The sequence below is a fragment of the Comamonas sp. 26 genome (genome assembly GCF_002754475.1).
GTDB lineage: Bacteria > Pseudomonadota > Gammaproteobacteria > Burkholderiales > Burkholderiaceae_C > Comamonas.
The window spans coordinates 509,078-529,164 of the sequence record NZ_PEFL01000003.1 but is presented as its reverse complement, the minus strand read 5'-3'; the positions used below and the strand labels follow the sequence as shown (position 1 = coordinate 529,164).

Sequence of the window (20,087 nt, the reverse complement as noted above, 5' to 3'; positions counted from 1 at the left end):
TTATTCCTTGTCTTCTACACCGTAACGCTGGCGATAGGCCAGCACGCGTTCGTGATGCTCACCACCGGCTCCGCTGCTTTGCTGCTCAAGATAAAGCAACAAGTCTGCCAGCTTGGCAATCGCACAAACCTGCATACCCAGCTGGTTGCGCACATATTGCACCGCGCTGTGGGCCACGTCCTGACCGTTCTCGGTCGCCATTTCCTGGCGGTCCAGAGCAATCGCTACGGCATGGGGTTCAGCACCAGCGGCCTTGATGATAGCAATGGACTCGCGCGCGGCCGTGCCAGCCGACATCACATCATCAATGATCAGCACACGACCTTTGAGGGGAGCGCCGACCAGCGTTCCGCCTTCGCCGTGGTCCTTGGCTTCCTTGCGGTTGTAAGCGAAAGGCACGTTCTTGCCCTGGCGCGCCAGCTCCACCGCCACGGTTGCAGCCAGAGGAATGCCCTTGTAGGCGGGGCCAAAGACCATATCAAACTCCATGCCGCTGGCCAAAATGGCTTTTGCATAGAATTCAGACAGAAGAGCCATCTTGGCCCCATCGTCGAACAGGCCTGCATTGAAGAAGTACGGGCTCAGACGCCCGGCCTTGGTCTTGAACTCACCCAAACGCAGCACGCCCGAATCAACGGCAAACTGCACAAAATCCTGCGCCAGACGGTCTGCACCGTCCAATGGCTGCTTATCTACCACCATGGATTCATCCTTGTTCAAATTAACCAGCCTCAACCTCAACGGTATCCGCTCTGCAACGACCAAAGGCGTACACGCCTGGATCGAAGCCACTGCGCCGGATTGTATTTGCGTCCAGGAAATCAAGGCCCAGGCCCCGGATATGGCCGGGCGTTTCGAGGTGTTGGCCGGCATGAAGGGCTACTTTCAGTTTGCCGAAAAGAAAGGCTATTCGGGGGTAGGCGTTTACACACGCCATGAGCCCAGCGATGTCATCGTCGGCTTTGATGCCGAAGAGTTCGATGCCGAAGGCCGCTATGTCGAAGTCCGCTTTGACACGCCCAGCCGCAAGTTCTCCATCATCAGCTCTTACTTTCCCAGCGGGAGCTCGGGCGAAGAGCGCCAGGGGGCCAAGTTCCGCTTTCTGGCCAAGATGCACGCCCACCTGATGGCGCTCAAGTCCGAGCGTGAGTTCATTTTGTGCGGCGACATCAACATCGCCCACCAGCAGGCGGACCTGAAAAACTGGCGTGGCAACCAGAAGAACAGCGGCTTTACGCCCGAAGAGCGGGCGTGGATGACAAAGTTGTTGCACAAAACTGAAATTACCGGCGGTCTGATTGACGTGTACCGCCAGTTACAGCCCGACACCACGGACGCCTGCTACACATGGTGGAGCAACCGAGGCCAGGCCTATGCAAACAACGTGGGATGGCGTCTGGACTACCACCTGGCCACACCGACCACCGCCGCGCTGGCGCGTACCGAGTCCATCTACAAGGGTGAGAAATTCTCGGACCACGCGCCCATCACCATCGGCTACGACTTCGCGATGTAAACCTCTGGCCGCAGTGGCTCCAACGAAGGTAAACACCTACATGCACCAGTTCTTGCTTTAGCGCAAGGTGCAACACTGCAACCCATGCGAGCATGATTTGTACTGGGTTTATGGCTGTTGTTTTGGAAAAATGAAGCGCGGAACCCAGTAGGCGACAGCGCCGCACCGGTTCCCGTTTTGCTTTAAAAAAAGGAATAGCCAATGAAGAAGATTCTGATGACCCTGGCCCTGTGTGCTGCTGGCGCTCTGAGCGCGCCCGCCATGGCGGCAGGCTGCGAAACCGTTGTGGAAAGCAACGATGCCATGCAGTTCAACGTCAAGAACATTGATGTGCCCAAGTCCTGCAAGAAATTCAGCGTGACGCTCAAGCATGTGGGCAAGATGCCCAAGACGGCCATGGGCCACAACATCGCTATCAGCACAGCGGCTGACATGCAAGGCGCCATCACCGACGGCATGGCCGCTGGTGCAGCTGCTGACTACGTGAAGGCTGGCGATGCTCGCGTACTGGCCCACTCCAAGGTCATCGGCGGCGGCGAAACCACCAAGATGGACATCGACGTGACCAAGCTCAAGGCTGGCACCGACTATGTCTTCTTCTGCACCTTCCCAGGCCACTCGGCTCTGATGAAGGGCACGCTCAAGCTGGGTTCCTGATCTCAGCACGCTATTGATAGAGAAGCTTCTAACGCTTGATCCGCAATGTTCTTAGAGAGTTTTCATCTCAAAACATAGGCAGAACAAGCGATAGAAGATCTCATATCAGGAGCAGAAAAACGTTTTCAAAGCGCCAGTGGTTCGCGTCACCGGCGCTTTTTTTATTCCATAGCCGAAGTCAGCGGGCGGTTGATCACCACATGCTTCATCACCAGCGTGGACGTCATGCGCAACACGCCGGGCAGGCGGGTCAGGCGCTCGTCGTACAGCCGCTGGTAGGCGGGCAGATCGCGCACCACCACCTGCAGCAAATAGTCCGGGTCACCAAATAGGCGCTGGGCCTGAATCACGCTGGGCAGCTGGGCCACGGCTTCCTCAAAGGCAGGCACGGACTTGCTGTCCTTGAGCGTGACAAACACCAGCGACGAAAAATCCAGCCCCAGCGCCGCCGGGGCCAGCTCGGCCCGGTAGCCACGGATGACGCCCGTCTCCTCCAGCGCCCGCACGCGGCGGTGGCAGGGCGACAGGCTCAGCCCCACCTGCTCGGCCAGTTCGGTCACCGTAAGGCGTCCATCATTTTCCAGCGCAGCAAGAATTTTTCGATCCAGCGAGTTCACGAGGTGATTTCTTCCAATTCAAAGCATCAATCAGGCGATTTATGAGAGCACATTCTCTTAGCACTTCCATATTCTCTCTGCATCAACGCTTTTCGAGGGAATACCGTGTCGTTCGCCGCTTTGACTGCATTCTGGGCCGTCTCCTTGCTTCTGGTTCTCACCCCCGGTGCGGACTGGGCTTACGCGATTTCAGCGGGCCTGCGCGGGCGTCGCCTGGTGCTGCCTGCCGTCATAGGCTTAGCCTGCGGCGCACTGCTGGCGACCTTGGCGGTCGCCGCCGGTGTGGGCGCGCTGGTGGCGCAGAGCCCTGCCCTGCTGACGGCACTGACGGCGACCGGGGCGCTGTATCTGGCCTGGATGGGCATAGGCCTGTGGCGCAGCCCCGCCGTCATCAGCCACGCCAGCGACGCGCAGCCACAAGCGCGTTGGCGCTGGACGGTGAAAGGTGCCAGCGTCAGCGGGCTCAACCCCAAACAGCTGTTGCTCCTGCTGGCCCTGCTGCCGCAGTTTGTGCGGCCAGATGACAGCTGGCCGGTGTCAGCGCAAATCATGGCGCTGGGCGCTTTGCATGCAGCCAGTTGCGCCGTGGTGTACTTTGGCGTGGGATGGGGATCGCAAAGGGTGCTGCGCACAAGGCCATCTGCCGCTTTGCTGGTGTCGCGCATCTCGGGCGCGCTGATGCTGGGCCTTGCCACGCTGCTGCTGGTCGAAATAGCACTGCATTGATCGCACCAAAACAAGAGCGGCTAGCACCTGTCAATCAAGGGATTCAGATGGTTTTAAACCTGAAATCCCTGAAAGACGAGCGCTAGCCGCTCTACTTTTTATGAAGAGTTATTAGCTCTTCAGTGCGACCAGCACTTCATCCAGCATCTTCTTCGCATCGCCAAACAGCATGCGGTTGTTCTCTTTGTAGAACAGCGGATTGTCCACACCGGCGTAGCCCGATGCCATGGAACGCTTCATCACGATGGACTGCTTGGCCTTCCACACTTCCAGCACCGGCATGCCCGCGATGGGGCTGCTGGGGTCGTCCTGGGCAGCGGGGTTCACGATGTCGTTCGCGCCGATGACGATGGCGACATCCGTCTCGGGGAAGTCATCGTTGATCTCGTCCATCTCCATCACGATGTCATAAGGCACCTTGGCTTCGGCCAGCAGCACGTTCATGTGGCCGGGCATGCGGCCCGCCACGGGGTGAATGGCAAAGCGCACATTCACGCCCTGACCGCGCAGCGTCTTGGTGATTTCGTTGACGGTGTGCTGGGCCTGCGCCACCGCCATGCCGTAGCCGGGAACGATGATGACGCTCTTGGCGTCGCGCAGCATCTCGGCGGTTTCTTGTGCGCTCACGGGCGTCACTTCGCCTTGAGGTTCAGCCGCAGCGGCACCGCCCTTCTTGGCGGGTGCCCCAGAGCCAAAGCCCCCGGCAATCACGCTGATGAAGTTGCGGTTCATGGCCTGGCACATGATGTAGCTCAGGATGGCCCCCGAGGAGCCCACCAGCGCGCCCGTCACGATCAGCAAGTCGTTGCCCAGCATGAAGCCGGTAGCCGCTGCGGCCCAGCCCGAATAGCTGTTGAGCATGGACACCACCACGGGCATGTCGGCACCGCCAATGGCCATGACCATGTGCACGCCAAACAGCAGAGCGATCACCGTCATCACGATCAAGGGCAGCATGCCCTCGGCAATGGTTTCAGCGCGCACAAACTCACGGCCAAACCAGATCACCACCAGCAGCGCCAGCAGATTCATCCAGTGGCGACCTGGCAGCAGCAGGGGCTTGCCGCCGATCTTGCCGTTGAGCTTGCCAAAGGCAATCAGCGAGCCAGAGAAAGTGACGGCACCAATCAGAATGCCGACGTAGATTTCCACCTCGTGAATGGCTTTTTCTGCACCGCTCAGCTGGATGGATGTATCGACATAGCTGGCAAAACCGACCAGGCAGGCGGCCAGACCGACCAGGCTGTGCATCAGCGCGACCAGCTCGGGCATCTGGGTCATCTTGACGACCTTGGCTGCGTACAGACCAATGCCGCCGCCGACGACCAGCGCACCCACAATCCACGCCATGCCGTTGGGGCCGACGCGAGGGCCAAAGATGGTGGCCAGCACGGCCAGGCCCATGCCGATCATGCCGAACAGGTTGCCACGGCGCGAGGTTTCGGGATTGGACAGCCCACCCAGACTCAGGATGAACAAAATAGCGGCGCCCAGGTAGGCCACCGTTGCGAGACTTTGGGACATGGTGTTTCTCTCTCGTTCTTCTTATTTCTGGAACATGGCCAGCATGCGGCGGGTCACGGCGAAGCCACCAAACATGTTGACGGCCGTCAGCACCACGGCGGCAAACGCCAGCCAGCGGATCAGCTCATCAGGGCGGCCTGTGCCTGCCGTATCCGGCGGCGCAATCTGCACCAGCGCACCAATGGCGATGATGCTGGAGATGGCGTTGGTCACACTCATCAGCGGCGTGTGCAGCGCAGGCGTCACGTTCCACACCACCATATAGCCGATGAAGCAGGCCAGCACGAAGACGGTGAAATGCCCCAGGAAGGCCGCTGGCGCATAAGCCCCAATCAACCAGAAGACCGCAGCCGCCACCGCAAAGATGATGACCAGCGTCTTGGCAGGCAACGGGCCGCTGGAGCCATGACCGTGGCCGCCTTTTTTCTGCACCACCGGCGCTTCAGCGGGCTTGGCGGCAGGCTTTGGCGCTTGCGCCAGCGGGGGAGCTGGCCAGGTGATTTCACCGTTCTTCACCACCGTGAGGCCGCGAATCGCGTCGTCTTCCATGTTGACCACGGCCACACCGTTCTTGGCCTTGCACAGCTCTTCGGTCAGGCGCAGCAGATTGTTGGCGTACAGCGTGGACGATTGCTTGGCCAGGCGCGACGCGAGGTCGGTGTAGCCGATGATGGTGACGCCATGGCGCACCACCGCATGGTCAGGCACGGTCAGCTCGCAGTTACCGCCTTGCTCGGCAGCCATGTCCACGATCACGCTGCCGGGTTTCATGCTCTGCACCATCTCGGCCGTAATCAGCTTGGGCGCGGGCTTGCCGGGAATCAGGGCCGTGGTGATGATGATGTCCACATCCTTGGCCTGCTGCGCGTACATGGCGCGCTGCGCGGCCTGAAAGCCTTCGCTCATCACCTTGGCGTAACCGCCGCCGCCCGCGCCATCTTCTTCGTAATCGACCTTGACGAACTCGCCGCCCAGCGAGATGACCTGATCGGCCACTTCAGCCCGCGTGTCGTTGGCGCGCACGATGGCGCCCAAATTAGCTGCCGTGCCAATCGCCGACAAACCAGCCACGCCAGCGCCAGCAATAAACACCTTGGCCGGGGGCACCTTGCCCGCAGCCGTGATCTGGCCGTTGAAGTAGCGGCCAAACGCGTTGGCGGCTTCAATCACGGCTCGGTAGCCCGAGACACCGGCCATGGATGTCAGCGCATCCATCTTCTGGGCACGCGACAAGGTACGGGGCAGCGAATCAATCGCCAGCACCGTGACCTTTTTGGCGGCTAGCTGCTGCATCAGATCGGGGTTCTGGGCGGGCCAGATGAAGTCCAGCAGAATCTGGCCTTCGCGCATCAGCGCCACTTCTTCCGTGGTGGGCGGACGCACCTTGAAGATGATGTCGGCAGCGGCCCAGACAGCGGCGGCGGTAGGCAACACTTCCGCGCCAGCTGCGCGGTAAGCGTCATCGCTGAAATTGGCCGCATCGCCAGCACCGGATTCGACCGAGACCGAAAAACCCAGCTTGATGAGTTTTTCGACCACTTCGGGCACGGTGGCCACGCGCTTTTCCAGCGGGAAGGTTTCCCGTGGGATGCCGATGCGCTGGGCGCTGGTCGACTGGTTGGCAGGGGTAGACATGAAAAGTCTCCTGGAGTTTGAAAACGGTTTTCCAGACGCTCACCCACCCCTAACCACTCCTCCAGTGGGAGGACAGTGCGTTACGCAGGCATGGGCACGGCCGGAATGATCTTGAAACTGGGTCGGGCCGCTTCCCATGAAGCCATTACCCGTTGCCTTGCAGCACAAATACGTTAGCAGCACGCACCAAAATAGGGCACGCGCATTTTTGCTAGCTCAAATGAGGGATGACGCCAAAATCTGAATGGGCACTTTTGATGCCTCGGCTCTGCCGTGTCATGCTTGCGGGGTTCGCGTCGCGCGAGACTACGTCATCCCACGAAAAATACAAGTCACAGATGTTGCAATACCACACCGTTCCCGTCACCGCCTTCCAGCAAAACTGCTCCATCGTCTGGTGCGACCAGACCATGGACGCCGCCGTCATTGACCCCGGCGGCGATATCGAGCAGATCGAATGGGAAGTCGAGCGCCTGGGCCTGAACCTCAAAGCGCTGTGGATTACCCACGCCCACATTGACCACGCAGGCGGCACCAGCGAGCTGGCGGCCAAGCACAACCTGCCCATCATCGGCCCGCACGAAGGTGACCAGTTCTGGATTGACGGCCTGCCCCAGCAAGGCGCGATGTTTGGCTTTCCACATGCAGATCCCTTTGTACCCACACGCTGGCTGCATGACGGCGATACGGTGACGATTGGCAACGAGGCGCTGAACGTGCGCCACTGCCCCGGCCATACGCCCGGCCACGTGGTCTTCCACTCGGCGCAGATTGACCGCGCCTTTGTGGGCGACGTGATTTTTGCCGGCAGCATTGGCCGCACCGACTTCCCCCAGGGCAACCACCAGCAGCTGATTGACTCCATCGTGCAGCGCTTGTGGCCCATGGGCGACCAGACAGTCTTCATCCCCGGCCACGGCCCCGAAAGCAGCTTTGGCCGGGAGCGCAAGGTGAACCCCTACGTCAGCGGCACCTGAGCCCTGACGCGCTCGGCTCTTGCGGATTCGCTCCTTCCGTAGCAGCATGCGCGTGTCACGCTCTTTGTGACGCTACACCACTCGGAGGGCCTTCGTATGCGCAACTCATGGAAAGTCTGGCTGGCTTCAGCCTTGGTCGGCAGCTCGTTTGCCAGCTTCGCCCAAGCTCCGGCAACGGCTCCTGCCGCCCCGGCTGCAAAAACGGCACCGATGCCCGCCAAACCTGCCGCAGAGCCAGCAGCAAAGGCTGCTCCGGCACCGGCCCCAGCGGCAGCCAAGCCAGACATGCAGACCTTTGTCTGCAAGGATGGATCGAGCATGAGCGCTGCCTCCTCCAAGGGAGCCTGCTCGGGCCGCAAGGGTATCGATCAGGACGCAACCGCCAAGGCCGCTGCGGGCGCCAAGATGGCCGCACCTGGTGGGGGAGCAGGCAAGGTCTGGGCCAATGAAGACAGCAAGGTCTACCACTGCCCCGGAACCCGCTATTACGGCCAGACCAAAAACGGCAAGTACATGAGTGAGGCCGAAGCCAAGGCTGCTGGCATGCACGGAGCCAATAACAAAACCTGCTCCTGAACGACTGTTTCAAACCTTTGCCCCCAAAGCGCCTGCCAAAGCAGGCGCTTTTTTATGATCCGCTAAAACACACTCTTGCACTGATGTATCAAGCGCTACCCGCTATAGAAAAGGAAGATGGATGAACTGGATTGCCGGGATTGGCATGCTACTGGTGGCACTGCTGCTGATGTGGGCGTTTTCGGCGCTGTTCATCAGTCTCGCTGCCGGGCTCATCGTCTGCGCCACCCTTTGGCTGTCCTTGCGCCTGTGGCGGCGCAAACAGGTCATGCGCGAGCTGGCACAGAACCCGGCACTGGACTCGCGGCAGGCGGCGCAGCAGCACCCTGCCATGCACTATCTGCTGACGCTGCTGGTCATCTGGGCAGGCTGCGCGGCGGGCATGGCAACCTTTTTGCTGCTGCCCCGCGGCCTGTATTCGCCCGACATGCTATCGCTGGCTTCAGGCATTGCATGTGCGATTGCACTGGGTACCTTTATCAACACCACAGGCAATGTGCTGAGCACCAAAAAACCTGCCCAGCAGGCCGCACAAACACGCGAGGCATGGGGACTCGCAGCCAGCTTTCTGGGCTTTATTTCCATGCCTTTGATGATGTTCGCATCGCCCCATGCGGCAGGCTGGATGGTCTTGCGCGAGGAGCTGCGCGGCTATGCCAGCACTCAGCTTGATATTGCGCTGATGGTCGATGACGCAGAGCACCGCCAAGCCCTGCTGACGCTGGTGCAGCCCCTGCTTGAGCAGGGCAGCCAGGTCTTCAGCCACCGCGCCAGCTCGCGCAGCGGCAGCAGCTACACCCTGCGTGCAGCCTTGCCTGCACGCTACCGCTTTCAGGCTGGCGTGCTGGAGCTGCGACTGGGCGGGCTGATGGATGAAGCACAGCTGCAGCGCCATCTGCAGGCGCTGGTGGCCGTTGTCGAAAATCAAAGCATTGACGGACTACAGCTGGCTTATGCCCAGTGCCAGCCTTCAGCGCAGTGGCTGGCACGGCAGCGCTTTCTGGGTCATGGTTCGCAGAGCATGCAAGCCTTGCGGCAATGCCTGCACAGCCGCCAGATTGCGCTCAATGCGGCGCTGCCCCTGCTCAAGGGTAATCTGCAGCAGGTCAAGTTTGGCTGGGATGTGTTTCGTCCGTGGCTGAGCTGGCCACACTGGCAGGCCGTGGAGTTACCTGAAGACGAAGACGAGCTGCTCAAGCTCGATAGCCTGCGCTAAGCCGCCTCAGGTGGGCAGCACATCCACCCACTGTCCCGGCTCCAGCCCCTCGATGGAATATGGCCCCACGGCCATGCGCACCAGCCGCAGCGTGGGGTGGCCGATGGCCGCCGTCATGCGGCGCACCTGGCGGTTTTTGCCTTCGCGGATGATGAGCTCTATCCAGCAATCAGGAATGTTCTGGCGTACGCGAATCGGTGGGTTACGCGGCCACATTTCTGGCTGCGGCGCTATCAGGCGGGCCTTGGCGGGCAGGGTCTTGCCGTCGTTCAGCTCCACCCCATCGCGCAGGCGCTGCAGCGCAGCTTCGTCGGGCGTGCCCTCAACCTGCACCCAATACGTTTTTTCCATCTTGTGGCGCGGGTCCGCAATGCGCGCCTGCAACTGGCCGTCATTGGTCAGCAGCAGCAGGCCTTCGCTGTCGGCATCCAGCCGGCCCGCCACGTACACGCCGGGCACATCTATCCAGTCTTTAAGGCCCTGCCATTTGCCCTCGGGCGTGAACTGGCTCAGCACTCCATAGGGCTTGTGAAAGCACAGCAGGCGAGTCACATCGGGCCGGGGCGCGCTCAGGCGCACCACGTTGCTGCGGCGCGCCGTATTGGGCTTTGCGGTGCTGGGGCGATTGGATGAAAACGGACGGGGCATGGTTCAGAAGCTTAGCGCCAGCGGCACAGGCCTGCGCTTTAGGTCAAAAATCTTTGTAGCGCCTACTGGATAAACGCAAGCAGCTATCAATTTTGAAATTCAGGAATGGCCGCACCCACCAGTGGCTGCGGATACACCTTGCGCACGCAGTCCAGCCATGCCTGCGCGGCACGCGACAGATAGCCTGGCCGCCACATCAGGGCCACATCCCAGGTGATCTCTGGCCCCACCAGCGGGCGGCTGGCCACGCGCTGCGGGTCGTAGTGCGCGATTACATGCTCGAACATCACGCCCACACCCACGTTGGCGGCGACAAGGTGACCGATGAAGTCCCAGTAACGCGTCTGCAGCTTGACCTGGGGCGTAAAACCTGCCGCTTCGCACTGCTGCAGCACATGCTCGTGCAGGGCAAAGTCAGAGGTGTAAAGCACAAAGGGCAGGTCACGCAGATCGCTCCAGTGCATGGGCTCTTCAGGGTCGCTCACGCGGTTGGCGGGCAGCACCACACGGGTTTTCTGGCGTGCCACGGTGTAGCGCTCCAGTGCCGGATCGGGTTCCGAGAACAGGCCCAGCGCCATGTCCAGCTTGCCTTCCTGAATCAACTGGTACTGGGCACGTGCGCCCTGCTCGTCGACCTGCAGGTTCACACCCGGATAGCGCTGCTGAAACAGCGCAATCACCGGGGCCATGTAGTGCCCGGCGGTTGGCATGATGCCCACGGACAAGTCGCCGCGCGTAATGTTGTCCACCTCGGCCACCTGGCTGCGCAGCAGCTGAGCCTGCTCAAGGATCTCCAGCCCCCGGTCGTACACCACCTGTCCGGCATCGGTCAGCTGCACGCCACGGCCTTCGCGCAGCAGCAACTGGCCGCCGAATTCGTCTTCCAGCGCCTTGACCATCTTGCTGATGGTGGGCTGGGTCACATGCAGGGCTTCAGCCGCACGGGTAAAGCCGTTCTGGCGCACGACTTCAATGAAATAACGCAGGGCACGCAAGTCCATAGAGATTCCTTTTTTGCATGCAAAAAATGAGAATAAGTCATTTCAAGAATATGAGTGAAAACCCTAGAATTTACCCATGTCATCGATTTCCGAAGCTGCTGCCCCCAGCGCTCAGGGCAGCAGCCATACCCTCCAGCAGACACTTTGGCAAATGGCCAAAGCCGTGCTGCAAGTCGCCTTGCTCAGCGCTATCTGGATTGCCATGGATGTGCTGCGCCAGCGTTTTGGCTGGAGCATGCCGGCCGGGCTGATCGGCTTTGCGCTGCTGGCCGTGGGTCTCTTCAGCGGCCTGGTCAAGGCCCGCTGGCTGCAGACCGGCACCAACTGGCTGCTGGCCGAGATGCTGCTGTTCTTCGTGCCCGCCATGCTGGTGGTAACCGAGTACCCCGACCTGATCCGCCATCAAGGCCTGCGCATTCTGGCCGTCATCGTGGCCAGCACCGCCTGCGTGATGGCCGTGACCGCACTGGCCGTGGACCGCGTCTACCGCTTCGAGCTGTGGCTGGCACGGCGCAAATCCAGCCGTGATTTTGCGGCGCAGGGCAAGGAGTAAGCCATGCTCTCCAATGAAGTGATTGGCTTGCTGTCGCTGCTGGCCACCGTGGCCTGCTACGGGGTCAACAAACGCCTTTACCGCAAGCACCCGCACCCGCTGCTGATGCCCATCGTCGCCACACCCATGGTGCTGATCGGCCTGTCCCTGCTCACACACGTGAGCTACCCGCAGTACATCGCCCAGACGCACTGGCTGGTCTGGCTGCTGGGCCCCACCACCGTGGCCTTTGCCCTGCCGCTGCATGAGAACCGCGCCCTGCTGCGCAAGCACTGGATGTCGATTGCCACCGGTGTGCTGGTGGCCAGCGTGGTGTCCATTTCCACCACCATTGCGTTTGCCGAGGCCTTTGGCCTGTCAGAGGCGCTGCAAAAAGGTCTGGCCGTGCGCAGCATCACCACACCTTTCGCTATTGAGGCCGAAAAAGTGCTGGGCGGCCCCACCGATCTGGCCGCGCTGTTTGTGCTGCTGACCGGCGTCAGCGCCATGCTGCTGGGCGAAACCGTGCTGCGCGTTCTGCCCCGCATTCGCAGCAAGCTCGCCACCGGTGCCAGCTGGGGCGGAGCCGCCCACGGCAGCGGCGTGGCCCGTGCCCGCCAATCGGGTGAGGTTCAGGCCGTAATGGCCTCGCTGGTGATGATGATTGCCGGTGCGCTGAACGTGATGGCAGCGCCTTGGGTGCGCCTGCTGTTTTTCTAAAACAGGAGCTGTTTGCGTATATCCGGTCTGCGTTAGCGGCCGAAAACACCTAAATATTCAGAAAAAAGGCAGCGCTTCCTGCTCCAGAGGCGCTGCCTTTTTCATGGTCGTATCGAGAACTTTCCTGCGCTATGAAAACTGACAGGAATATCACCTCGCTGTCCTGATTCTGTTGGGTTCGGGTTTCTACGATGAAGCCATCTACTCACCCATCGCCAAGGCATGTGGGAGTTAGGTCTTATCCACTTCCATCAGGAGATTGCGCCATGTCCCAACGTCGTCTGTCCATTTCTTTGCTGCTCGCCAATGCTGGCGCCGTGCTGGCCCTGGCTTTGCCCGGGATGGCTTCTGCGGCCTACGAGCATCCGACCAACACTGAAGCAGGCGTTGCGGTGTATCCAGAGCATTTCATCAGCCAGAAAACACGCGAACAGGTCAAGGCTGAGACAGAGGCCGCCATGCGAGAAGGTCGTCTGTCCTTCGGTGAAAGCAATTTACCCATGCCTCCCACCGTCACGGGACCCAGCAAAACGCGCGAAGAAGTACTCCGAGAACTGCACAACGAAACGCCAGCAGCGCGTGAAGCTAGAAACCGGGCCATGGCCGGTTAATGGCTGCAGCCCCCAAGGCCTAACTGGTAGGGTGGCAGGGGCAACGGAAAAAGCACCAAATCCAGACGAGGAAGCGGTGCTTTTTTGGCTTTGAGAAGACTCAGGCCAGGGTGTAGGCCGTCTTCACCGTGGTGTAGAACTCCTGGGCATAGCGGCCTTGCTCACGCGGGCCGTAGCTTGAGCCTTTGCGGCCGCCAAACGGCACGTGGTAATCGACCCCTGCAGTAGGCAGATTGACCATCACCATACCGGCCTGGCTGTGGCGCTTGAAGTGCGTGGCGTACTTGAGGCTGGTGGTGGCAATACCGGCCGACAGGCCGAACTCGGTGTCGTTGGCCACGGCCAGCGCTTCTTCGTAGTCGCTCACGCGGATCACGCTGGCCACGGGGCCGAAGACTTCCTCGCGATTGATGCGCATGGTGGGCGTGCTATCCACCAGCAACGCTGGCTGCATGAAGAAGCCTTGCTTTCCGCTTCCGGTATGACAAGCCACACGGCCACCGCCCGAAGCAAGTACGGCACCTTCGGCCTTGGCAATTTCAACATAGCTCAGGTCTTGCTCCAGCTGGGCCTGGCTGACCACGGGGCCAATGTCGGTGCCGACGGCACGGGCATCGCCGACCTTGATTTTTGCCATGCGGGCCTGCAGGGCTTCGACAAAGGCCGGGTAGATTTTGTCGGTGACGATGAGACGGCTGGACGCCGTGCAGCGCTGGCCGGTGGAATAAAAGCAGCTTTGTGCAGACAGCTCCACGGCCTGTGCCAGATCGGCATCGTCCAGCACCACTTGCGGGTTCTTGCCGCCCATCTCCAGCTGCACTTTTTTGCCCGAGGCCACGCAGGCGGCCGCAATGCCACGGCCCACTCCCACCGAGCCGGTAAAGCTGATAGCTGCAATGCCCGGATGCTGCACCAGCGCCTCGCCAATCACGCGGCCACGACCCATGACCAGGTTGAAGACACCGGCGGGAATGCCGCTACGGTGAATGATGTCGGCCAGGGCCCAAGCGCTACCGGGGACCAGATCGGCCGGCTTCAGGACCACGCAGTTGCCGAAGGCCAGGGCCGGCGCAATCTTCCAGGCCGGAATGGCGATGGGGAAGTTCCAGGGTGTGATCAGGCCGACCACGCCGATGGGTTCGCGGGTGATTTCCACACCGATGCCAGGGCGCACCGAAGGCAGGGTCTCGCCAGACAAACGCAGACATTCGCCGGCAAAGAACTTGAAGATCTGACCGGCACGGGCCACTTCGCCAATGCCTTCGGCGCGGGTCTTGCCTTCCTCGCGGGCCAGCAGATCGCCGAGCTCTTCCTTGCGGGCCAGGATCTCGCTGCCGATCTTGTCCAAAGCATCAGAACGGGACTGGATGCCCGATGTGGACCAGGCCGGGAAAGCCGCCGTGGCAGCGGCCACGGCCGCCTCCACATCACTGGCATCGCCCTGGGCGTATTCACCGATCACGTCGGACAGATCACTGGGGTTGGTGTTGGGGGCGTAGCTTTTGCCTTCGACCCACTGGCCGTTGATGAGGTTGTTGTGCATCGTCATGTCTGGAGTCCTGAAGAAAAATGGGAAAGCGCTTACACCGCGCCATGTGCTTCGACATAGAGCGCGTAGAGCGAATGGCTGCTGGCCATGTAGAGGCGGTTGTTTTTAGGGCCGCCAAACGTGAGGTTGGCGCAGCGTTCGGGCAGGCGGATAAAGCCGATCGGCTTGCCTTGGGCGTTGAAGACCTTGACGCCGTCCATCTCGACGGATTTGCCCAGTGGCAGATGGGCCCGCATGCCGCCGCCGATATCGGTGGTCTCGGGGCTGAAAGCGCCGCTAAAGCCCCAGCCACACCAGAGATTGCCGTCGCGATCGACGCGAAAGCCGTCGAGTGCACCTGAGCCGTCGGCATCGATGAGTTTGGTTTTGTTCGACACGCTGCGGCCATCGGCCGAGACATCGAAACTCCAGAGACTGCGGTTGGGCGTGCCCTTCCACTCGATCACATAGAGCTTCTTCTCGTCGGGGGAAAACGCCAATCCGTTGGGGTTGACGATGTCGGTCACCACGGCGGTGATCTGGCCGTCTTTGCCAATGCGGTAGACATTGGTGGTGGCCTGCTCGGGCGTGGCGCGCGTGCCCTCCCATTCGCCGTTGATGCCAAACAGCGGGTCGCTGAACCAGATACTGTCGTCAGACTTCACCACCACGTCGTTGGGTGCATTCAGGCGCTTTCCCTGATAGCTGTCGGCAAGCACGGTCATGCGGCCGTCGCGCTCGGTGCGCACCACGCGGCGCGTCACCGAGTGCTCGCAGCTGATCAGGCGACCCTGGCGATCCCGGGTATTGCCGTTGGTGTAGTTCACACCTTCCTTGTGCACGGAAAACGTACCGGTTTCTTCCTCATATTTCATGAGCCGGTTGTTGGGAATGTCGCTGAGGATCAGCGTACCGGTCTCCGGGAAATAGGCCGGGCCTTCGGCCCAGCGCATGCCTGTGCCCAGCTGCTCCACGGTACTGCTGTAGATGCGGTATTTGGCAAAGCTGGGGTCCAGCAGAAAGACGGCCGGATCCGGGTAGCGCTGATGCGGCAGAAAGCTGAAAGACTGTGCTCCTGCTGCTGCCCCCCAGGTACCCAGCACGGAGGCACCCGCAGCACTCAGAAGCTTGCGGCGATTCATGGCGTTTTTCATGGTGTTTTCCGGAACGGGTGCAGGTGGGCAGGCATCGTTCAGCGCACCATGCAGGGGCGTTTGTTGTCGAACTTCCAGCCGGGAATCAAGTGCTGCATGACGATGGCGTCGTCGCGTGCACCCAGTCCATGTTCCAGATACAGAGCGTTGGCGCGCTGCAGCGCGGCGCGGTCCACGGTCACGCCCAGGCCGGGGGTCTTGGGCACTTCCACAAAACCGCCCTTGATCTGCAGCGGGTTCTGGGTCAGGTACTGGCCGTCTTGCCAGATCCAGTGGGTATCGATGGCTGTGACCTTGCCGGGCACGGCAGCCGCCACATGGGTGAACATGGCCAGCGAGATGTCGAAGTGGTTGTTGGAGTGCGAACCCCAGGTCAGACCCCAGTCGCGGCAGGTCTGACCCACGCGCACGGAGCCGGCCATGGTCCAGAAGTGCGGGTCGGCCAGCGGAATGTCCACGGACTGCAGCGACAGCGCATGCACCATCTGACGCCAGTCGGTGGCAACCATATTGGTGGCTGTGGGCAGGCCGGTGGCGCGGCGGAACTCGGCCATGACTTCGCGGCCCGAGAAGCCATTTTCGGCACCGCAGGGGTCTTCGGCATAGGCCAGAACGTCGTGCATGTCGCGCATCAGACGGATGGCGTCTTTGAGCAGCCAGCCACCGTTGGGGTCCAGCGTGACGCGGGCCTCGGGAAAGCGCTTGGCCAGCGCGGTGACGGCTTCGACTTCCTGCTCGCCGGCCAGCACGCCGCCCTTGAGCTTGAAGTCGTTAAAGCCGTAGCGTTCGTAGGCAGCCTCGGCCTGGCGCACGATGGTCTCCGGCGTCATGGCCGTCATGTGCCGCACCTGGGTCCAGTCGTCATGGCCCAGCTTATCTTCTCCGGGCTTGACGTAGTCCAGGCCGGTCTTGTCGCTGGGGCCGACGAAGAACAGATAGCCCAGCATTTCCACGCGCTCGCGCTGCTGGCCTTCGCCCAGCAAGGCCGCCACGGGCACGCCCAGGTGCTGGCCCAGCAGGTCCAGCAACGCAGATTCAATGGCCGTGACCGCATGCACGCCGATGCGCAGATCGAAAGTCTGCAAGCCGCGACCGCCGGTGTCGCGACCTTCCAGCGACTTTTGCACTTCTTGCAACAGCTGCAGGTGCCGGCCGATGGAGCGGCCGATCAGCACCTGTTTGCTGTCCTCCAGCGCCAGACGTATGCCTTCACCACCCGGAACCTCGCCCACCCCGGTGCGACCTGCACTGTCATGCACCAGCACGATGTTGCGCGTGAAGTAAGGCGCATGTGCGCCGCTGAGGTTCATGAGCATGCCGTCGCGGCCGGCGACGGGGATGACTTCGATCTCGGTGATGGTCGGGGTGGAGGACATGGAGGTCTCTTGAGAGGTCTTGGGGAAAAGGACTATGCGACGCTGGCCGTGGTCAGCTGCGCAGCTGACCACGGCACCTCGGCCACGGGCTCACCCGTTGCGATGAACTGCGCCAGATTGCGCAGCACGAGGTCGGCCATGGCACGGCGGGTTTCATGCGTGCCGCTGGCGATATGCGGGGCCAGCACCACGTTGTCCAGCGCCAGCAGGTCGGGGTTGGGGCGGGGCTCGTCTTCGAACACATCCAGACCGGCACCGGCGATGCGCTGCTGCCTGAGGGCCTGAGCCAGAGCGGCTTCGTCGACCACGCTGCCGCGCGCCACATTGATCAGAAAGCCTTGCGGGCCCAGAGCATCCAGCACTTCGGTGCTTACCAAGTGCTGTGTGCCCGCGCCGCCAGCAGCAGTGATGACCAGAAAGTCGGACCAGCGCGCCAGCTCCAGCAACGAGGACAGATAGCGGTGAGGAGAGCCTTCGACAGGGCGGCGGTTGTAATAGGCCACTTCCATATCAAAGCCCGAGGCGCGGCGCGCCACGGTGGAGCCGATACGGCCCATGCCAAAGATGCCCAGGCGTTTGCCGCTGGCCCGGGTGCGGATACCAAAGCGACTGCGAGCCCAGTCACCACGGCGCACAAAGCGATCCGCTTCACTGAGGCCACGCGCCGCATCCAGCAGCAGCGCAAAGGCCAGATCAGCCACACAGTCATCGAGCACGCCGGGCGTATAGCCCACGCGAGCCCCCCGGCGCAACAGAGACTCTCGGTCTAAAGAATCAAAGCCCACGCCAAAGCTGCTCACAAAACGCAGTTTGGGCAAAGCCTCTACGACATGTGCCGCCAGGCCCATACCTGCCGATGTGACCAGGTACTCGAATTGCGAGCCATGCTCGGCCAGAAAGCGCTCGGGGTCGGGCTGCTCGGAAAGAACGCTCACTTCATAGGCCTGCGCCAGTTCGGCATCAAGCTGGGGGAGTGGCATCTTGCCGTATTGGAGTACGCGTGGTCGGGAGGTCGCCATGCTAGGAAATCCTTGTTGTTTGGGTGTCGACTTGAGCAGCTCTGTACTGCAAAGCTTCGGGAAGCGGCGCAATGCCGCTGCCCGTTTTATCTCAATCGGCAGTAATCTTGCGGGTCTGGATCAGCTGCTTCCAGCGCTCGTTTTCCTTGACCTGATAGCGGGTGAATTCCTCTGGCGTGTTGCCGACGATCTCCAGTCCCTGGTCCAGAAAGCGCTTGCGGATGTCGGGCTGCTGCACCGCTGCGATGGCCGCCTTGGCCAGCTTGGCCTTCACGTCGGCGGGCAGCCCTTTGGGAGCCGCCATGCCCTGCCAGGAGTAGACCTCGGCGCCCTTGACGCCAGCCTCGGCCAACGTGGGCACATCAGGCAGCACGGGTGAGCGCTGCGTGCCAGTCACGGCGATGGCATGCAGCTTTCCGCTGCGCAGATGGGACAGCACGGCGTTCACATTCTGGAAGGAAAAATCCACCTGACCGCCAAGCAGGTCGGTGATGGCCGGTGCTCCGCCCTTATAGGGAACATGCACGGCTTCGGTGCCGGTCTGCTGCCAGAACAGCTCTGCCGACAGATGGTCAGAGGAGCCATTGCCCGAGCTGGCAAAGCTGACTTTGCCAGGATTGGCCTTGAGCGCGGCAACGACCTCGGCAACGGTACGTGCCTTTTGCGTCGCACTGGCTACAAGCACATTGGGAGCCTGCACAGGGATGGTGATGTAGTCGAAGTCCTTGGTCGCGTCATACGGAATGCTTTTGACCAGATGGGGCGTGACCACGAACGGCCCCAGCGAGGCGACAAGCAAGGTATAGCCATCGGCTGGGGCGCGCTTGACGGCACCGGCACCGATGGTGCCTGTGGCACCGGGGCGGTTCTCCACCACGAAAGACTTCCCCAGCTGCTCGCCCATGCTCAGGGCCAAGGCGCGTGCCACAGTGTCGGTGGAGCCGCCGGCCGGGAAAGGAACGATGATGTTGACGGGCTTGTCGGGAAAGCTGCCGGCGGCCTGGGCCGCGAACGCGAGCGTGGCACCCAATGCGATCAGTACTTTTTTCATGTGCTTGTCTCCTTGAGGTGGCGAAGCCCTGCAGGCCCCGCCACGAACCGCTTTTATTTTTTTATTGCGGGCCCAGTTTGTCGATCAGAGCTTTGAGCTCTTCCATCTCCTGGGGCTTGAGCTCAGAGAGCGGGGCGCGCACGGGGCCCGCATCATGGCCTACGAGCTTGGCTCCGGCCTTGATGATGCTGACGCCGTAACCTTCCGTGCGATTGCGGATGTTCAGGTAAGGCATGAAGAATTCCTTGAGCAGCTTGTGCTGTGTCGCCTGATCGTCGTTGCGCACGGCTTCATAGAACTGCATCGCCGTCTTGGGAATGAAGTTGAAGACGGCGGAGGAGTACACCGGCGTTCCCAGCGCCTTGTAGGCCGCGGCATAGACTTCTGCCGTGGGCAGGCCGCCCAGATACGAGAAGCGATCACCCATCTTCATGAAGATGGAGGACATGGTTTCGATGTTGCCCACACCGTCCTTGAAGCCCACGAGGTTGGGGCAACGGTCGGCCAGAATGGCCAGCGATTCCGGTGTGAACTTGGAGCGGTCGCGGTTGTAGACAATGACGCCGAAGTCCACGCTCTTGCACACTTGCTCCACATGCGCGATCAAGCCTTCCTGGCCCGCTTCTGTCAGGTAATGCGGCAAAAGCAGCACACCATGGGCGCCCAGTCGTTCGGCTTCCTGGGCATGTGCGATGGCCGTGCGGGTGGGGCCGCCTGCGCCGGCAATGATGGGAACCTTGCCGCGGCAGGTGTCGACGGCGGTCTTGATGATCTGGCCGTATTCCTCACCGTGAAGCGAAAAGTACTCGCCTGTGCCGCCTGCCGCGAACAATGCAGTTGCGCCGTAGGGGGCCAGCCATTCAAGGCGCGCCGCATAGCCCTTGGCATTGAAGTTGCCATTGGCATCAAAGTCCGTCACGGGAAAGGACAGCAAGCCTGAGCTCATCACTTCTTTGAGGTACTGGGGAGACATGGTCATTCCTTAAAAAGAGGAGAAAAGAAG

The 20,087-nt window shown here is 61.3% G+C and carries 21 protein-coding genes; 9 read left to right on the top strand and 12 right to left on the bottom strand.

Annotated elements, in window-relative coordinates:
• Positions 1-702: an orotate phosphoribosyltransferase gene (gene pyrE, locus CLU84_RS20555; RefSeq protein ID WP_099740086.1), complete on the bottom strand. Its 702-nt coding sequence runs from the start codon at positions 700-702 to the stop codon at positions 1-3.
• Between the two features lie 10 nt (positions 703-712).
• Here pyrE and CLU84_RS20550 point away from each other — a divergent pair, with 10 nt between their 5' ends.
• The gene (locus CLU84_RS20550; protein ID WP_099739848.1) at positions 713-1,516 is read left to right on the top strand and encodes an exodeoxyribonuclease III; all 804 of its coding nucleotides are present in this window, start codon (positions 713-715) and stop codon (positions 1,514-1,516) included.
• A 201-nt stretch (positions 1,517-1,717) separates the two neighbouring features.
• The gene (gene azu, locus CLU84_RS20545; RefSeq protein ID WP_099739847.1) at positions 1,718-2,173 is read left to right on the top strand and encodes an azurin; all 456 of its coding nucleotides are present in this window, start codon (positions 1,718-1,720) and stop codon (positions 2,171-2,173) included.
• A gap of 161 nt (positions 2,174-2,334) precedes the next feature.
• On the opposite strand, the gene CLU84_RS20540 is transcribed toward azu, so the two are convergent.
• Positions 2,335-2,790: an Lrp/AsnC family transcriptional regulator gene (locus tag CLU84_RS20540; protein WP_099739846.1), complete on the bottom strand. Its 456-nt coding sequence runs from the start codon at positions 2,788-2,790 to the stop codon at positions 2,335-2,337.
• Positions 2,791-2,895: 105 nt separating this feature from the next.
• On the opposite strand from CLU84_RS20540, the gene CLU84_RS20535 reads away from it, so the two are divergent.
• Positions 2,896-3,516 (top strand): LysE family translocator, encoded by a 621-nt coding sequence (locus CLU84_RS20535; protein ID WP_099739845.1) that lies wholly within the window; start codon positions 2,896-2,898, stop codon positions 3,514-3,516.
• 111 nt (positions 3,517-3,627) lie between these two features.
• Here CLU84_RS20535 and pntB read toward each other — a convergent pair whose 3' ends face one another.
• Positions 3,628-5,040: a Re/Si-specific NAD(P)(+) transhydrogenase subunit beta gene (gene pntB, locus CLU84_RS20530; protein WP_099739844.1), complete on the bottom strand. Its 1,413-nt coding sequence runs from the start codon at positions 5,038-5,040 to the stop codon at positions 3,628-3,630.
• 21 nt (positions 5,041-5,061) lie between these two features.
• Positions 5,062-6,675, bottom strand: a complete 1,614-nt coding sequence (locus CLU84_RS20525) for a Re/Si-specific NAD(P)(+) transhydrogenase subunit alpha (protein WP_099739843.1) — start codon at positions 6,673-6,675, stop codon at positions 5,062-5,064.
• A 338-nt stretch (positions 6,676-7,013) separates the two neighbouring features.
• Here CLU84_RS20525 and CLU84_RS20520 point away from each other — a divergent pair, with 338 nt between their 5' ends.
• The 3 genes from CLU84_RS20520 to CLU84_RS20510 all read left to right on the top strand — a co-directional run bounded on the left by CLU84_RS20520 (position 7,014) and on the right by CLU84_RS20510 (position 9,444).
• Positions 7,014-7,652 (top strand): MBL fold metallo-hydrolase, encoded by a 639-nt coding sequence (locus CLU84_RS20520; protein ID WP_099739842.1) that lies wholly within the window; start codon positions 7,014-7,016, stop codon positions 7,650-7,652.
• 96 nt (positions 7,653-7,748) lie between these two features.
• Positions 7,749-8,228, top strand: a complete 480-nt coding sequence (locus CLU84_RS20515) for a hypothetical protein (protein WP_199173813.1) — start codon at positions 7,749-7,751, stop codon at positions 8,226-8,228.
• 121 nt (positions 8,229-8,349) lie between these two features.
• Positions 8,350-9,444 (top strand): hypothetical protein, encoded by a 1,095-nt coding sequence (locus CLU84_RS20510; RefSeq protein WP_099739841.1) that lies wholly within the window; start codon positions 8,350-8,352, stop codon positions 9,442-9,444.
• Positions 9,445-9,450: 6 nt separating this feature from the next.
• Here the strand turns inward: CLU84_RS20510 and CLU84_RS20505 are convergent, their stop codons facing one another.
• Together CLU84_RS20505 and CLU84_RS20500 are read right to left on the bottom strand one after the other, a co-directional pair.
• Positions 9,451-10,092 (bottom strand): pseudouridine synthase, encoded by a 642-nt coding sequence (locus tag CLU84_RS20505; protein WP_099739840.1) that lies wholly within the window; start codon positions 10,090-10,092, stop codon positions 9,451-9,453.
• Positions 10,093-10,178: 86 nt separating this feature from the next.
• Complete coding sequence (locus CLU84_RS20500) at positions 10,179-11,093, bottom strand: LysR family transcriptional regulator (RefSeq protein ID WP_099739839.1); 915 nt, start codon at positions 11,091-11,093, stop codon at positions 10,179-10,181.
• Between the two features lie 76 nt (positions 11,094-11,169).
• Between CLU84_RS20500 and CLU84_RS20495 the strand changes: the two genes are divergently transcribed.
• The 3 genes from CLU84_RS20495 (at position 11,170) to CLU84_RS20485 (ending at position 12,956) form a co-directional block, all read left to right on the top strand.
• Positions 11,170-11,646: a CidA/LrgA family protein gene (locus CLU84_RS20495; protein ID WP_099739838.1), complete on the top strand. Its 477-nt coding sequence runs from the start codon at positions 11,170-11,172 to the stop codon at positions 11,644-11,646.
• Between the two features lie 3 nt (positions 11,647-11,649).
• The gene (locus CLU84_RS20490) at positions 11,650-12,345 is read left to right on the top strand and encodes an LrgB family protein (RefSeq protein WP_099739837.1); all 696 of its coding nucleotides are present in this window, start codon (positions 11,650-11,652) and stop codon (positions 12,343-12,345) included.
• A gap of 266 nt (positions 12,346-12,611) precedes the next feature.
• On the top strand, positions 12,612-12,956 hold the full coding sequence (locus CLU84_RS20485; RefSeq protein WP_099739836.1) for a DUF4148 domain-containing protein: 345 nt from the start codon (positions 12,612-12,614) through the stop codon (positions 12,954-12,956).
• A gap of 100 nt (positions 12,957-13,056) precedes the next feature.
• Here the strand turns inward: CLU84_RS20485 and CLU84_RS20480 are convergent, their stop codons facing one another.
• The 6 genes from CLU84_RS20480 to kdgD form a co-directional block, all read right to left on the bottom strand.
• On the bottom strand, positions 13,057-14,505 hold the full coding sequence (locus tag CLU84_RS20480) for an aldehyde dehydrogenase family protein (RefSeq protein ID WP_099739835.1): 1,449 nt from the start codon (positions 14,503-14,505) through the stop codon (positions 13,057-13,059).
• A 32-nt stretch (positions 14,506-14,537) separates the two neighbouring features.
• Positions 14,538-15,638: an SMP-30/gluconolactonase/LRE family protein gene (locus CLU84_RS20475; protein WP_199173812.1), complete on the bottom strand. Its 1,101-nt coding sequence runs from the start codon at positions 15,636-15,638 to the stop codon at positions 14,538-14,540.
• 38 nt (positions 15,639-15,676) lie between these two features.
• The gene (locus CLU84_RS20470; protein WP_099739834.1) at positions 15,677-17,014 is read right to left on the bottom strand and encodes an enolase C-terminal domain-like protein; all 1,338 of its coding nucleotides are present in this window, start codon (positions 17,012-17,014) and stop codon (positions 15,677-15,679) included.
• 32 nt (positions 17,015-17,046) lie between these two features.
• Positions 17,047-18,033 (bottom strand): 2-hydroxyacid dehydrogenase, encoded by a 987-nt coding sequence (locus CLU84_RS20465; RefSeq protein ID WP_099739833.1) that lies wholly within the window; start codon positions 18,031-18,033, stop codon positions 17,047-17,049.
• Between the two features lie 91 nt (positions 18,034-18,124).
• Positions 18,125-19,084: a tripartite tricarboxylate transporter substrate binding protein gene (locus tag CLU84_RS20460; protein WP_099739832.1), complete on the bottom strand. Its 960-nt coding sequence runs from the start codon at positions 19,082-19,084 to the stop codon at positions 18,125-18,127.
• 61 nt (positions 19,085-19,145) lie between these two features.
• Positions 19,146-20,057: a 5-dehydro-4-deoxyglucarate dehydratase gene (gene kdgD / locus CLU84_RS20455; protein WP_099740083.1), complete on the bottom strand. Its 912-nt coding sequence runs from the start codon at positions 20,055-20,057 to the stop codon at positions 19,146-19,148.
• Positions 20,058-20,087 lie beyond the last annotated feature (30 nt).

Coding starts and splice junctions, on each gene's coding strand:
- pyrE (WP_099740086.1), bottom strand. CDS start 702: ATGGTGGTAGATAAGCAGCCATTGGACGGTGCAGACCGTCTGGCGCAG.
- azu (WP_099739847.1), top strand. CDS start 1,718: ATGAAGAAGATTCTGATGACCCTGGCCCTGTGTGCTGCTGGCGCTCTG.
- pntB (WP_099739844.1), bottom strand. CDS start 5,040: ATGTCCCAAAGTCTCGCAACGGTGGCCTACCTGGGCGCCGCTATTTTG.
- CLU84_RS20525 (WP_099739843.1), bottom strand. CDS start 6,675: ATGTCTACCCCTGCCAACCAGTCGACCAGCGCCCAGCGCATCGGCATC.
- CLU84_RS20520 (WP_099739842.1), top strand. CDS start 7,014: ATGTTGCAATACCACACCGTTCCCGTCACCGCCTTCCAGCAAAACTGC.
- CLU84_RS20515 (WP_199173813.1), top strand. CDS start 7,749: ATGCGCAACTCATGGAAAGTCTGGCTGGCTTCAGCCTTGGTCGGCAGC.
- CLU84_RS20510 (WP_099739841.1), top strand. CDS start 8,350: ATGAACTGGATTGCCGGGATTGGCATGCTACTGGTGGCACTGCTGCTG.
- CLU84_RS20505 (WP_099739840.1), bottom strand. CDS start 10,092: ATGCCCCGTCCGTTTTCATCCAATCGCCCCAGCACCGCAAAGCCCAAT.
- CLU84_RS20500 (WP_099739839.1), bottom strand. CDS start 11,093: ATGGACTTGCGTGCCCTGCGTTATTTCATTGAAGTCGTGCGCCAGAAC.
- CLU84_RS20495 (WP_099739838.1), top strand. CDS start 11,170: ATGTCATCGATTTCCGAAGCTGCTGCCCCCAGCGCTCAGGGCAGCAGC.
- CLU84_RS20490 (WP_099739837.1), top strand. CDS start 11,650: ATGCTCTCCAATGAAGTGATTGGCTTGCTGTCGCTGCTGGCCACCGTG.
- CLU84_RS20485 (WP_099739836.1), top strand. CDS start 12,612: ATGTCCCAACGTCGTCTGTCCATTTCTTTGCTGCTCGCCAATGCTGGC.
- CLU84_RS20480 (WP_099739835.1), bottom strand. CDS start 14,505: ATGACGATGCACAACAACCTCATCAACGGCCAGTGGGTCGAAGGCAAA.
- CLU84_RS20475 (WP_199173812.1), bottom strand. CDS start 15,638: ATGAAAAACGCCATGAATCGCCGCAAGCTTCTGAGTGCTGCGGGTGCC.
- CLU84_RS20470 (WP_099739834.1), bottom strand. CDS start 17,014: ATGTCCTCCACCCCGACCATCACCGAGATCGAAGTCATCCCCGTCGCC.
- CLU84_RS20465 (WP_099739833.1), bottom strand. CDS start 18,033: ATGGCGACCTCCCGACCACGCGTACTCCAATACGGCAAGATGCCACTC.
- CLU84_RS20460 (WP_099739832.1), bottom strand. CDS start 19,084: ATGAAAAAAGTACTGATCGCATTGGGTGCCACGCTCGCGTTCGCGGCC.
- kdgD (WP_099740083.1), bottom strand. CDS start 20,057: ATGTCTCCCCAGTACCTCAAAGAAGTGATGAGCTCAGGCTTGCTGTCC.